The organism is Bradyrhizobium sp. Ken01, from assembly GCF_055807355.1.
Genome location: NZ_JBVVPC010000014.1, coordinates 142,851 through 156,024 on the forward strand (window position 1 = coordinate 142,851; position 13,174 = coordinate 156,024).

General features: G+C 64.0%; 12 protein-coding genes and 2 pseudogenes. 4 read left to right on the forward strand and 10 right to left on the reverse strand.

Annotation, left to right across the window (positions count from 1 at the left end; translation table 11 throughout):
- Nucleotides 1-110: 110 nt before the first annotated feature.
- Genes araD through AC0L3S_RS16400 form a run of 4 tightly spaced genes read right to left on the reverse strand, consistent with a single transcriptional unit; the run spans nt 111 to nt 4,496 of the window.
- On the reverse strand, nt 111-1,850 hold the full coding sequence (gene araD / locus AC0L3S_RS16385; RefSeq protein ID WP_473279871.1) for an L-arabinonate dehydratase: 1,740 nt from the start codon (nt 1,848-1,850) through the stop codon (nt 111-113).
- Nucleotides 1,847-2,704, reverse strand: a complete 858-nt coding sequence (locus tag AC0L3S_RS16390) for an ABC transporter permease (protein ID WP_473264154.1) — start codon at nt 2,702-2,704, stop codon at nt 1,847-1,849. Before AC0L3S_RS16390 ends, araD begins: the two co-directional genes overlap by 4 nt.
- An 11-nt stretch (nt 2,705-2,715) precedes the next feature.
- Nucleotides 2,716-3,477 carry an ABC transporter ATP-binding protein gene (locus AC0L3S_RS16395; RefSeq protein WP_473279873.1) on the reverse strand — a complete coding sequence of 254 codons (762 nt, stop codon included), beginning with the start codon at nt 3,475-3,477 and terminating at the stop codon, nt 2,716-2,718.
- Nucleotides 3,477-4,496, reverse strand: coding sequence for an ABC transporter substrate-binding protein (locus tag AC0L3S_RS16400; RefSeq protein ID WP_473279875.1), 1,020 nt, complete (start codon nt 4,494-4,496; stop codon nt 3,477-3,479). Before AC0L3S_RS16400 ends, AC0L3S_RS16395 begins: the two co-directional genes overlap by 1 nt.
- Nucleotides 4,497-4,590: 94 nt before the next feature.
- Here AC0L3S_RS16400 and AC0L3S_RS16405 point away from each other — a divergent pair, with 94 nt between their 5' ends.
- The 3 genes from AC0L3S_RS16405 to AC0L3S_RS16415 all read left to right on the forward strand — a co-directional run bounded on the left by AC0L3S_RS16405 (nt 4,591) and on the right by AC0L3S_RS16415 (nt 9,507).
- The gene (locus AC0L3S_RS16405; RefSeq protein WP_473264151.1) at nt 4,591-5,307 is read left to right on the forward strand and encodes a GntR family transcriptional regulator; all 717 of its coding nucleotides are present in this window, start codon (nt 4,591-4,593) and stop codon (nt 5,305-5,307) included.
- Between the two features lie 197 nt (nt 5,308-5,504).
- Nucleotides 5,505-5,933, forward strand: a complete 429-nt coding sequence (locus tag AC0L3S_RS16410; protein ID WP_473279877.1) for a response regulator — start codon at nt 5,505-5,507, stop codon at nt 5,931-5,933.
- Nucleotides 5,911-9,507, forward strand: a complete 3,597-nt coding sequence (locus AC0L3S_RS16415; protein ID WP_473279879.1) for a PAS domain S-box protein — start codon at nt 5,911-5,913, stop codon at nt 9,505-9,507. The genes AC0L3S_RS16410 and AC0L3S_RS16415 overlap by 23 nt, the downstream gene beginning before the upstream one ends.
- Nucleotides 9,508-9,616: 109 nt before the next feature.
- Here AC0L3S_RS16415 and AC0L3S_RS16420 read toward each other — a convergent pair whose 3' ends face one another.
- A complete protein-coding gene (locus AC0L3S_RS16420; protein WP_007604420.1) occupies nt 9,617-10,252 on the reverse strand; it encodes a response regulator transcription factor in 636 nt (211 codons plus the stop codon).
- 150 nt (nt 10,253-10,402) lie between these two features.
- Between AC0L3S_RS16420 and AC0L3S_RS16425 the strand changes: the two are divergent.
- Nucleotides 10,403-10,684, forward strand: a pseudogene (locus AC0L3S_RS16425) (hypothetical protein); the annotation flags it as partial.
- A 62-nt stretch (nt 10,685-10,746) separates the two neighbouring features.
- Here AC0L3S_RS16425 and AC0L3S_RS16430 read toward each other — a convergent pair.
- The 5 genes and pseudogenes from AC0L3S_RS16430 to AC0L3S_RS16450 form a co-directional block, all read right to left on the reverse strand.
- Nucleotides 10,747-11,250, reverse strand: a complete 504-nt coding sequence (locus tag AC0L3S_RS16430) for a response regulator (protein ID WP_473264148.1) — start codon at nt 11,248-11,250, stop codon at nt 10,747-10,749.
- Nucleotides 11,251-11,391: 141 nt separating this feature from the next.
- Nucleotides 11,392-11,709, reverse strand: a complete 318-nt coding sequence (locus AC0L3S_RS16435) for a hypothetical protein (RefSeq protein WP_007598957.1) — start codon at nt 11,707-11,709, stop codon at nt 11,392-11,394.
- A 2-nt stretch (nt 11,710-11,711) separates the two neighbouring features.
- Nucleotides 11,712-12,593, reverse strand: a complete 882-nt coding sequence (locus AC0L3S_RS16440; protein ID WP_275174421.1) for a CheR family methyltransferase — start codon at nt 12,591-12,593, stop codon at nt 11,712-11,714.
- A gap of 60 nt (nt 12,594-12,653) precedes the next feature.
- Complete coding sequence (locus tag AC0L3S_RS16445) at nt 12,654-13,040, reverse strand: response regulator (RefSeq protein ID WP_007598955.1); 387 nt, start codon at nt 13,038-13,040, stop codon at nt 12,654-12,656.
- Between the two features lie 30 nt (nt 13,041-13,070).
- Nucleotides 13,071-13,174: pseudogene (locus tag AC0L3S_RS16450) on the reverse strand (chemotaxis protein CheW); the annotation flags it as partial.

The window sequence follows — 13,174 nt, forward strand, 5'->3', positions numbered from 1 at the left end:
CTCATTCCGGGGCGCGCATAGCGCGAACCCGGAATCCATCGGGCGGCACAGACTGCGGCCCAATGGATTCCGGGCTCATCGCTTTGCGATGCCCCGGAATGACAGGGTCATCAGTAAATCGAGGGCTCGCCGATCGGCGCGCCGAAATCGGTCTCGAGGAAATCGAAGTCGCAACCGTCATTGGCCTGCTTGATGTGCTTGGTGAACATCCAGCCATAGCCGCGCTCGAAGCGGCGCTCGGGCTGCTTCCAGGCGGCGCGGCGCTTTTCTAGCTCGGCCTCGGACACATCGAGATTGATGGTGCGGGCGGCAACATCGAGCGTGATGCGGTCGCCGTTTCGCACCAGTGCCAGCGGCCCGCCGACATAGGATTCGGGCGCTACGTGCAAAATGCAGGCGCCGTAGCTGGTGCCGCTCATGCGCGCATCGGAGATCCGCACCATGTCGCGGACGCCCTGCTTCACGAGCTTGGTCGGGATCGGCAGCATGCCCCATTCCGGCATGCCCGGTCCGCCCTGCGGCCCCGCATTGCGCAGGATCAGAATGTGGTCTTCGGTCACGTCGAGATCGGGATCGTCGACGGCCTTCTTCATCGAAGGGTAGTCGTCGAACACCAGCGCAGGTCCGGTGTGCTTGAGGAAGCGCGGCGCGCAGGCGGAGGGTTTTATGACGCAGCCGTCGGGCGCGAGATTGCCCTTGAGCACGGCGAGCGCGCCTTCCTTGTAGATGGGATTGTCGATCGAGCGGATCACATCGTCGTTGTGAACCTCGGCGTGCGCGATGTTCTCGCCCAGAGTCTGGCCGGTGACGGTGATGCAGTCGAGATGCAGATGCGGCTTGATCTGACTCATCAGCGCCGGCAGCCCGCCGGCATAGAAGAAGTCCTCCATCAGATAGGCATCGCCGCTCGGTCGCACATTGGCGATGACGGGCACCTTGCGGCTCGCAATCTCGAAATCGTCGAGGCCGATGTCGAGACCGGCGCGGCGAGCCTGCGCGATCAGATGGATGATCGCATTGGTCGAACAGCCCATCGCCATCGCCACGGCGATCGCGTTCTCGAACGCCTTGCGGGTCTGGATCGTCTTCGGCGTCAGATCTTCCCAGACCATCTCGACGATGCGGCGGCCGCATTCGGAGGCCATGCGGATATGGTTGGCATCGGCGGCGGGAATCGAGGAGGCGCCGGGCAACGTCATGCCGATCGCCTCGGCAATCGCGGTCATGGTGGAAGCCGTGCCCATGGTCATGCAGGTGCCGTAGCTGCGCGCAATGCCGGCTTCGATGTCGAGCCAGTCCTTGTCGGAGATCTTTCCGGCGCGCCGCTCGTCCCAATATTTCCAGCCGTCCGAGCCCGAGCCCAGCGTCTTGCCCTTCCAATTGCCGCGCAGCATCGGGCCTGCCGGCAGATAGATCGCCGGAATGTTCATCGAGGTGGCGCCCAGCAGCAGCGCGGGCGTGGTCTTGTCGCAGCCGCCCATCAGCACCACGCCGTCGACGGGATGGCTACGCAGCAACTCCTCGGCGTCCATCGCCAGCAGATTGCGATAGAGCATGGTGGTCGGCTTCAACAGCGACTCCGACAGCGACAGCGCCGGCAACTCCAGCGGCAGGCCGCCGGCCATCAGGATGCCGCGCTTCACGTCGTCGACGCGCGACTTGAAATGCATGTGGCAGGGCTGCGCGTCCGACCAGGTGTTGAGGATCGCGATGATCGGGCGGTCCTTCCACTCCTCCGGCGCGTAGCCCATCTGCATGGTGCGGGAGCGATGGCCGAACGAGCGGAGATCGTCGGGTGCGAACCAGCGCGCGCTGCGGAGCTGGTCGGGCGTCAGTTTCTTCTTGGTCATGATTGGGTGCCCCATTTCTGCACGGTGTTCCGCTCGATGGCGCGGAAGATCAGGTTCTCGACAAAAAGCCCGATGATGATCACCGTCAAGAGGCCGGCGAAGACCGCAGGTATGTCGAGGAGGTTGCGGTTTTCGAAGATAAACCAGCCGAGCCCGCCCTGCCCGGAGGACACGCCGAACACCAGCTCGGCCGCGATCAGCGTGCGCCAGGCAAAGGCCCAGCCGATCTTGAGGCCGGTCAGGATCGAGCCGAACGCCGCGGGAATCAGGATTTTCGCCACGTAAGGCAGCCCGCGCAGGCCGTAGTTGCGGCCGACCATGCGCAGCGTGTTGGACACGCTCTTGAAGCCGGAATGGGTGTTGAGCGCGACCGGCCACAGCACCGAATGGATCAGCACAAACACCAGACTGCCGTTGCCGAGACCGAACCAGATCAGAGCCAGCGGCAGCAGGGCGATCGCCGGCAGCGGATTGAACATCGCCGTGACCGTCTCGAGGAAATCGGTGCCGATGCGGGTCGAGATCGCAAGCACGGTGAAGATCGCGGCGAGCGCGATGCCCGCCGAATAACCCATGAACAGCACTTTGAGCGAAGCCCACGCCCGCATCGGAATTGTGCCGTCCTTGACGCGATCGTAGAGCGTGAGGATCGTGTCGTGCAGCGTCGGAAACAGCAGGGGATTGTCGAGCGTGAGGCCATAGGCCTCCCAGACCGCCGCGAGAAACAGGATGATGACCGTCTTGCGGACAAAGCCATCGTTCCACAACAGCTCGGGCACGCTCAGCTTGCGCTCGACTTCGGCCGCGCCGCCGGCGACCGGCGCCTCACGCAGCAGGATCCTGGCTTCGCCCATCAGATGCTCCCTCAATGCGCCGTTGCTTCGGCGGCGAACAGGAGATCGTGAATCTCCTTCTCGAGCCGACCGGCACTGCCATCCTCATTGGAGACCTTGTCGACGTCGATCACCTCGGCTTTGACGCGGCCTGGATGCGGCGACAGCAGCAGGATGCGGTTGCCGATACGGATCGCTTCCGCAATCGAATGCGTCACAAACAACACGGTGAATTTGGTCTCGCTCCAGAGCTGGAGCAGCTCGTCCTGGCAGGTCCGGCGCGTCAGCGCGTCGAGCGCGGCGAACGGCTCGTCCATCAGCAGGATGTCGGGCTCCATCGCCATGCCGCGCGCGATCGCGACGCGCTGCTTCATGCCGCCGGACAGCGTGTGCGGATAGGCATCGACCACGCGTGTCAGCCCGACCTTCTCGATATAGGCCCGCGCCCGCGCTTCGGCGTCCTTGCGCGACAATTTTCGCGCGGTCAGCAGCGGAAACATCACGTTGGCCAGCACGCTCTTCCACGGCAGCAGCTGGTCGAACTCCTGGAAGATCATCATGCGATCGGCGCCCGGACCGTGGATCTCGCGATCGTTGATGGTCATGCGGCCTTCGCTCGGCGCCATGTAGCCGCCGACGGCCTTGAGCAGGGTCGACTTGCCGCAGCCGGACGGCCCGAGCAGCACGAACCGATCGGACCTGTCGACGGTGAAGCTGACCCTTTCCGTGGCGGTGACGACGGCGCTGGAGGTCTTGTAACGCAGCGTCACGGAGCTGACGTCGAGCAGCGCCATCAGTTGCCCTTCAGATCGTGGGCGACGGGAAGATAATAATCAGTCCATGCCTTGGGCTGAGTCTTCAGCGTGCCGGTCTTGAACAGATGGGCGGCGAATTTCATCGTGCCCTGCGGCTCGAGATTCCACTCCATCATGCCGGGCTCCTTCAGGAGATCGAGCAGCTCGTCTACCGAGGTCTTGTCGCCGGTGATCTCCTTGTAGATCTCGACCGCCTGTCTGGTGTCGCTGCGGATCAGATCCTGCGCTTCCTTGGTCGCATCGCGCACGGCCTGGATGATTTTCGGGTTGGCATCCGCGAACTTCGTGGTGGTGAAGAACTGCGCCTGGCTAAGCGGCCCGCCCATCACGTCAGGCGACGACAGCACGACATGCGCACCCGGCACGTTCTTCAGCTCGAGGAAAGTGAACGGCGGAATCGAGAAATGGGTGTGCACCTCGTGCTTGGAATTGGACAGCGCCGCATAGGCGTCGGGATGGCCGAGCTGCACCGTGTTGACGTCCAGCTTCGACCATTGGTCGGCACCGAAGGCCTCGGCGGCGGCGATCTGGAGCACGATCGCCTGGGTCGAGACTTTTACGGTCGGCACCGCGATCTTGTCGCTGGGGCCGAAATCCCTGATCGACTTGATGTTAGCGTCGCGGCTGATCAGCGTCATCGGCTGCGCCGACGTCGCGACAATGCCCTTGACGCCGCCGCGGGTGCGGTCCCACAGCAGCAGCAGATTGCCGGTGCCGGTGTTGAGGATGTCGACGCCGCCCGCGAGCAGCGCATCGGTCTGCGCACCGCCGCCGGAGAAGGTGACCCATTTCGTGGTGACACCCGCGACCCCGAGCTGAGCTGCGTGCTTCTCGATCAGCTTCTGCTTTTCCATGATGTGGCTCGGCATGTAGAAAATGCCGGGCTGGCGTGACAGCGAGATCTCGGATTTTTGCTGCGCCTTCGCCGGCGAGGCCGTCAGCGCCGTTGCGGCGATCAGGGCGACGGCCGTGAGGCCATACTGCAATTGCTTGATCATTGTTGTTCGTTTCCTCCGGACGCCATTGACGAGCGATCTCGCTAATGCACTAATGTATTAGTGCATCAAAGGCAAGGCGGCCGGAGCTCTTCGCATGGAAACAGCCCAACCCGCGGCCCGCACGGTGGCCCGCCCCGGCGCGCGGCTCGACCGGGCCCGGCAGGCCGCACCGCAAGTGTTCGAGCGGCTGCGCAACGCCATTCTCGCGCTCGAACTGCCGCCGGGCTCGCCGCTGTCGCGCACGGATCTCGCCGCACAATTCGGCGTCAGCTCGACGCCGATCCGCGACGCCTTGATGCGGCTGGAGGAAGAAGGGCTCGTCGACGTGTTTCCACAGCACGCCACCGTCGTCAGCCGGGTCGATGTCGGTAGGGCCGAGCAGGCCCATTTCCTGCGCCAGGCGCTGGAGCTCGAAATCGTCCGGCTGCTCGCGCAGCAGCACGGCGAAGCCCTGGTCTTACGCCTCGACCACACGATCGCGCTCCAGCAGCAATTCGCCAAGGCCGGAGACTTCCAGAGCTTCATCGCCGGCGACAATGATTTTCACGCGCAGCTTTATGCCGCGGCCGACAAGCAGGAGCTCTGGACGCTGGTGCGCAGCCGTAGCGGACATATCGACCGGCTGCGCCGACTGCATCTGCCCTCTCCCGGCAAGGCCCAGAACATCGTCCGCCACCACAAGCTGATCACGCGCGCGATCGAGGCCGGCGACGCCTATGCCGCGCAACAGCATCTGCGCAAGCACCTGTCGGGCACGCTGAGCGAGCTCGACACGATCCGGAGCCACTATCCCGAATACCTGACCGACTAGGCCTATGGCGCGCGGTCGTCGCGCGCTTGTGCACGTCACCGTGCATAAGTTGCGCAACCGATTCGCCTTTTGCGAGCAATCGTCGGATCGATGGCGAAGTGCTTGCAGGCCGGATGCAATCCGCGCGACAATTTCAGAGTTGATGGTTTGATTTGCGGTCGCTGGGAAACCCCATCCGGCCCGGGAGGATACCAGACGTGGCCAACATCCTGATCGTGGATGACGATCCGGCCGTGCAGATGACGATTCGGCTGCTCCTGGAGAGGGCCGGTCATCACGTCACCGTCGCCGGAGACGGCCGCAAGGGACTTGCGCTGTTCGAGGCCAGCCAGTTCGACCTGCTGTTTCTCGACATCTTCATGCCAGGCATGGACGGCCTGGAGACGATGCGCCACATCCGGGCGCTGCAGCCGGCGATTCCGATCGTCGTCATTTCCGGCCGGTCGTTCGCGCCAGACGCGTATGCTGAGCCGGACTTCCTCAAGATGGCGACCAAGCTCGGCGCGGTGGCGAGCTTGCAGAAGCCGTTCCGGGCCGACGCACTGCTTGCCGCGGTCGCTGGCAGCCTGGACGCAGCGCGGACGGCATCGGTGAGGAATCCGGATGTCAGCACCGGCCGCCGATGACAAGAACCTTCATTCTGTTCCAACCGAGCACGGGCACGGCCCTTCAGGGAGCGGTGCGAATATCCCCATGACGCTAGCTACGCGGCTCGCTATCGCGATGATCCTGCTGGTGGCGGTCACCGTGGCCGCGGTCGGCTGGCTCGGCTATCGCAACATCACCCAAGCCGTCATTCCGCGGGTCCTGGAACGGATCGAAGCCCAGTCGAGCCTGCTGGCCACCCATCTTGAATCTTACGTTGCCGGCGCTCGTGGCGATCTGCTCGGTTATCGCTCCGCCGCTGCCATCAATGGCCTGATCCGCGCTCATGTCGGTGGAGGCATCGATGCAGTCGACGGCGTTTCGGAGCAAACCTGGCGCGAGCGCATCGCCACGCGGTTCGCAGCCGAGATCGACGCGAAGCCGAGCTACGGGCAATTTCGAATCATCGGCCTTGACGACGACCAGCGCGAACTGGTCCGCGTCGATCGCGCCGGCCCTAACGGAGCCGCACGGATTGTCCCCAACGGCGAACTCGAACGCAAGAGCGAACGAACGTACTTCCAGGAGACGATTCGATTGGCGCCGGGCGACATCTATGTTTCGCCCGTCGATCTCGCCACCCGGCAAGGAGGAACCACGGACCCTCACATTCCGACGTTGCGCGTCGCGACGCCGCTGTTCACGCCTGATAGCAAGCCGTTCGGCATCATCATTGCCAATATCGACATGCGTCCCGCACTCGACCGCGTCCGCTCGACCGCGAGCGCCGGGGGAGACATCTATGTCGTGAATTCGCGTGGCGACTATCTGGTCCATCCCGATCGCGCGCGGGAATTCGGTACATTGCATGGCAACGCCAACGATTGGCGCCGGGACTTTCCTTTCTTTGCAGCCCGGGCCGGCCAGCCGCAAGGATCCACGCAGCTGACGAGCGACCGGTCGGGCCGGCCGAGTGGAGCGGCGATCGCACCGGCGCTGCTTGCCGGCAAGGAGTGGTTGGCTATCATCGAGACGGCCCCCGCATCCGTGTTCAGCCGCGTTCCGGCGGCCATTCAAAAAACCTCCTCGCTGGTCGGCCTGCTTGCCGTTCTTGCCGCAGCTTTGCTTGCGGTATTGCTGGCGCGCTCATTGACGCGGCCGATCGGGCGTTTGACCGCGGCGGTGGAGGCGATCGGCAGCGGACGGCGCGCCGATATTCCCGTCGATGCGAGCGGAGAGACAGGCGTGCTGGCGCGGGCATTTGCTCAGATGGTCGACGAAACGAGAGCGAAGACGGCCGCTCTTGAACGCGAGATCGAGGAGCATCGCCGCACCGAGGCCGCGCGAAGCCATCATGAAGCGCGCGAGCGCTTGTTCAGCGCCGCCGTCGAATCCTCCGACGACGCGATCGTGATGCAATCGCTCGACGCCGTCATCACCGGCTGGAATGCCGCCGCCGAGCGCCTCTACGGCTATTCGGCGGATGAGGCGATCGGGAAATCCACCTCGATCATCGTCCCGCCCGACCGACGCGAGCAAGGCAAGGACTATTTGCAGCGGCTCGCCCGGGGTCAACCGATCGAACGCTTCGAGACCGTGCGCCTGCGCAAGGATGGCACGCCGGTCGAAATCTCACTCAGCCTGTCCCCGATCAGAGGCCCGTCGGGCGAGATCGTGGGCGCCTCCGGCACCGCGCGCAGCCTGACCGAGGCGCGGCGGGCCGAGCGGGCGCTGCAGCAGCAGCTCGAGGAACGGCGCCAGATCTTCGAGACCTCGCAGGATCTGATCATGGTGATGGACGCGCACGGCCACATCGCGCAGATCAGTCCGAGCAGCGAGGCCATTATCGGCTACCGGCCGGAGCAGATGATCGGCCGCAGCGGCGCCGATTTCATTCATCCCGGCCATCTCGACCAGTCGCGCGACGAGATGCGCGCGCTCAGGCGCGGCGAGCGGCTGAAGCTCGCCGACACCCGCTGCTTCCACAAGGACGGACGCGAGGTCTGGCTGTCCTGGCTCGGCAGCTGGTCCGACCATGCGCAGCGCTACTTCTTTGTCGGGCGCGACATGACGGAGGCGAGGCTTGCACAGGAGTCGTTGCGGGAGAGCGAGCAGCTTGCGCGCAACATCGTCGAGACCTCGCTCGACGCTTTCACCCAGACCGACCAGGCCGGTGCCATCCTGAGTTGGAACTCGCAAGCCGAGAAGCTCTTCGGATGGGCGCGTGAGGAAGCAATCGGCAAGAATGCGATCGAGCTTTTCGTCGCCCCCAGTGAGCGCGAAAGCGTCAGGGCCAGACTCAAGCTCTTTCTCGAATCCGAGCAACAATCCCTCGCCAATCCACGTCGCGAACTCTTGGTACGGCGGCGCGATGGCAAGGAATTCAGGGCCGAGCTCAGCGTCACGGCGCTCCGGCGACGCGAAGGTGTCCTCTTCAATTCGTTTTACCGCGACCTGACCGACAAGATCGCGGCCGACGAGCGCATCCGCCAGGCCGAGAAGATGGAGGCGGTCGGCCAGCTCACCGGCGGCGTGGCGCACGACTTCAACAACATCCTCACCGTCATCACCGGAACGATCGAGATCCTGGCCGACGCGGTGGCCAAGGAGCCGGAGCTCGCGGCGATCACGAAGATGATCGACGAGGCCGCCGGGCGTGGCGCCGAGCTGACGCAGCATCTGCTGGCGTTTGCGCGCAAGCAGCCGCTCCAGCCGCGCGAAATCGATGTCAACGCACTGATCATCGACACCGCGAAACTATTGCGGCCGACGCTGGGCGAGCAGATCCATGTCGAATCCGTGTTCGAGAACGAGAACTGCGTCGCAATCGTCGATCCCAGCCAGCTCACCACCGCGATCCTCAACCTCGCGCTCAATGCCCGCGATGCCATGCCGGGCGGCGGCAAGCTGATCGTGGAGACGGGCGCGGCCTATCTGGACGAGATCTATGCCAGCGTCAACGACGTCCCGCCGGGACACTACGTGCTGATCGCCGTGAGCGACACCGGCAGCGGAATTCCCGCCAACATGCTGGCCAGGGTGTTCGACCCCTTCTTCACCTCGAAGGGACCGGGCAAGGGCACCGGACTCGGGCTTTCGATGGTCTACGGCTTCATCAAGCAGTCCGCGGGCCATATCAAGATCTACAGCGAGGAAGGCCACGGCACCACGATCAAGATGTACTTGCCGCCCGGCAAGACGCCGACGGTGGTCGGCGAGGGCGTGACGCCGGCGAGCATCGAGGGCGGACACGAGACGATCCTCGTGGTCGAGGACGACCGGCTGGTGCGCGACTACGTGCTGGCCCAGCTGCATTCGCTCGGCTACGTCACCTTGCAGGCTGCGAACGCCGCGGAGGCGCTCGCAATCGTCGCCGCCGGAAAACCGTTCGACCTCCTGTTCACCGACGTCATCATGCCCGGCAAGATGAACGGACGGCAGCTCGCCGACGAACTGCAGAGAACGCGCCCCGATCTCCGGGTGCTCTACACGTCCGGCTATACCGAGAACGCGATCATCCATCACGGCCGGCTGGATTCGGGCGTTCTGCTACTGGCGAAGCCCTATCGCAAATCCGATCTGGCGCGGGCCATCCGCAAGGCGTTGAGCAGTTGATGTGAGGGGCCGTAGCCCGGATGGAGCGTAGCGCAATCCGGGACGTGTCTTGCCGTGGACACGGATCCCCGGATTTCGCTACGCTCCATCCGGGCTACTGCTGATAAATTTACGACGCGCGCTGCGCCGCGGTCATCACGATCCGGATCAGATCGGCGGCATTGCGCGCACCGAGCTTCTTCATGATGTTGGCGCGGTGGTCCTCGATGGTGCGCGGGCTGATGCCGAGCGTGCGGCCGGCCTCCTTGTTGGAGGCGCCGGCGGCGAACTGCTCGAGCACCTCGCGCTCCCTGCGCGTCAACGGCTCGCGCCCGGGGAAATGCAGCGAGCCGAACTTCGGCGCTGCGTTCTCCGACTGCCTGCGTGCATAGGCGCCGATCGCCTCGTCGAGCCGGCCGACGATCTCGCTGCCGCGGAACGGCTTCTCGATGAAGTCGAGCGCGCCGCTCTTGATGGCCCCCACCGCCATCGCGATATCGCCCTGTCCGGAGATCATGAAGATCGGTGCCGGATAGTCTTCGCCGTGCAGCTCATTGAGAATATCGAGGCCCGACTTGCCGGGAATGTGCACGTCGAGCAGGACCGCTGCAGGTGTGCGGCTTCGCGCGACGGAGAGCAATGCTGCGCCGTCCGCAAAACAGATCACCTCATAGCCCGCCGCCTTCAACACCATCGACAAGGTGTCGCGAACGGCAGCGTCGTCGTCGACCACGAAGATTTCACCGCGAGAGCTTTGTTCGGCCATGTGCCACACATCCGGTTGGCATGAAGGACTCGCGTCCGCCCCAACCGTTATGGCGTTCGGCGCGGATTCGGCCCACCGTATTTGTACGGGACATGGACTTAACGCACAAGTAGCGGCAAGGCGCCTAATTGCAGAGGACAGAGAATATCCATGCTAAATCGGGCCGCTACGCCGCCTCTCGTCGCAATGCCCGAAGTCGAGAGCCGTGAGCTGATTGCGGCTGACCTTCGCATGCTGATCTCGCAGATCGAGACCAATATGCGCCGGACCGCCACAGCCATGGATCAAGAACACGGCAGCGATCCGGAAGGTTCCGCCGACGTTTTCGTGCTTGACGACGTCACATCCCGGTATGCCATGGCGATCGCCGCTCTCGACGCCTGCCGGGCGAACCTTGCCCACGCCGTTAATTGCCTGTCGGAAACCGGCAGCACGGTCCAGATCGTGGTTGCTGCGGCGCGACGACCGCATTCATCGCATGGCAGGCCGGCGGCTCAGGCGCGGTGCCGCTCCACGATCGCGTCGGTGGCGACACCACCCCAGGTGTGCATCGCCGGCAGGCCCATCGCGGTCTTGCCGAGATTGGCGAGGCTGATGCGCAACGCGGCCAGATCCAGCGGCTTGGGCAGGCTCTGGAGCTCGATCCCGACGGAACGGGCGAAGCTGCGGGCCGCGCTGCGGCGCTTGCCATCCATGCCGCTGATGACGATCACGGCGCCGCCAAATTTCGCCTTGGCCATCTCGCCCAGCACGTCGATGCCGTCGCCATCCTCCAGCAGGAGATCGAGTGTCACGCAGTCGAAGCGCGCAGTGCGGAGTTTTTCGATCGCTGCGGCCACGGACGGCGCCACGGTGACTTCATGGCCGGCCTGCTTGGCCGCGACCGTGATCAGGCTGCGCTGGGTGGCGTCGTCATCGACCACCAGAAGCTGAAGTGCGCGCCGCTCGGCGCCGTCGGGCAGGTTTGACGGGAGAGGGGAAAAAGAGCTTCTGGGCATTGCGGTATCCTGAGATTGAGACCGGCAATGCATACACGGCTCGCGCTTAGGCGACGTAAAGTCGCTACGGCAAATTCAGTCGGATGTTTCAGCAAATGTGAACCAACTTCGCGGCAAACGGCGACGAGACGCACGTGACGATCACGCTGCCTCGTCACGGCCACCGGCGGCGCCGCGCTTCTTCCGGTTCTTGCCACGCAGGAATTGGATGTCCATTTCGACGCCATTGACGCGCACCAGTTCACAGCGGCGGTAGGCAAGCCCGGTGGACGACAGCAGCAGGAAGAACTCCTTGAGGTTCAGGCCCTGAATCGAGCCTTCCACCGTCAGGATGGCGTCGGTGTCGGAGATCGCGTTGAGCTTGCAGTCGCGGCGCCAGGTGCCGTCGATGGCCATGATGCAGACATCATAGCCGCGACTGAACGTCACGCGTTCCGCGCCCTTGCCATCCTCGGCCATGCCTATCGTCCTGCCATGACCGCTACGCGCGGCGCTGCGCCGGCAAGAGCCGGCTTGGCGGCCGCGGCACGCGGGTCGTTCGGCTTGTAGAGACCGCGCCGCTCCGGAATCGGCCTGAACGTGTCGGTCAGTCCGACCACCGTTTCGGCCGCGCCAAGCACCAGGAAACCGTCTCCCTCGATCTGGCGAGCCAGCCGGTTGAAGATGTTGATCTTGGTGTCCTGATCGAAATAGATCAGGACGTTGCGGCAGAAGATGACGTCGAAGGTGCCGAGCTGAGCGAAATCGTGCAGCAGATTGAGCTGCCGGTGCTGGATCATCGCCCGCAGCTCGGGATTGATCTGCCAGGTCTCGCCGGTCTGCTTGAAATATTTCATCAGCATCTGGATCGGCAGGCCGCGCTGCACTTCGAACTGGCTGTAGATGCCGGCCTTGGCCTTCTCGAGCACCTCCTGCGACAGATCGGTCGCGATGATCTCGACGCGCCAGCCGGTCAGGGCCGCCCCCATCTCCTTCAGGCTCATCGCCAGCGAATAGGGCTCCTGCCCGGTCGAGCCGGCGGCGCACCAGATGCGCACGCTGCGGCGGCCGGCGCGGGCCTTGATGATCTCCGGCATGATGGTGTCGCGGAAATGATCGAACGGGACCTTGTCGCGAAAGAAGAAAGTCTCGTTGGTGGTCATCGCCTCGACCACGCTGGTGACGAGCGCGCCCGAGCCAGCGCCTTGCAGCTTCTGCACGAGCTCCCCGATGCCAGAGATCCCGGCCTTGCGCGCCAGCGGCAACAGCCGGCTTTCAATCAGATATTGCTTGTCTGCGGACAGATCGAGCCCGGAATGATCCCTCAGGAACTTACGCAGATACTCATACTCGGTCGGGGTCACGGATAGGCCTCTCGGAAGCTGTACTGGGAACACTCTGGCTGGAACACTCCGCCAGACAACTCAGACCATGGCTTGTCCGACCGGAATCAAGCCGACTTCAGCGAATTTGTCGGCGATGATGTCTTTGTCGAAGGGCTTCATGATGTACTCGTTGGCGCCGCCGCTGAGCGCCTGAGCGATATGAGCTACGTTATTTTCGGTGGTGCAGAACACCACCTTGGGCTGGTCGCCGCCCGGCAGGCGGCGCATGTGGCCCATGAATTCGAAGCCGTCCATCACCGGCATGTTCCAGTCCAGCAGCACCGCGTCGGGCAGCTTGTGCTGACAGACCTCGAGCGCCTTGGAGCCGTCCTCGGCCTCCGTGACTTCGAATTCCAGGCCTTCCAGGATCCGGCGTGCGATCTTGCGCACGACGCTGGAATCATCGACCACCAAGCACGTCTTCATTTTGGTTCTCCCGCTTCGATGTTTTTGGGCTCACGCAGCCATTTGAACTTCGGTTTTGAGCTCGAGGACGCGATCGACGTCGAGGACGACCATGAGCTGGCCGTCGAGACGGTGGACACCGCCGGCGAGCTTGG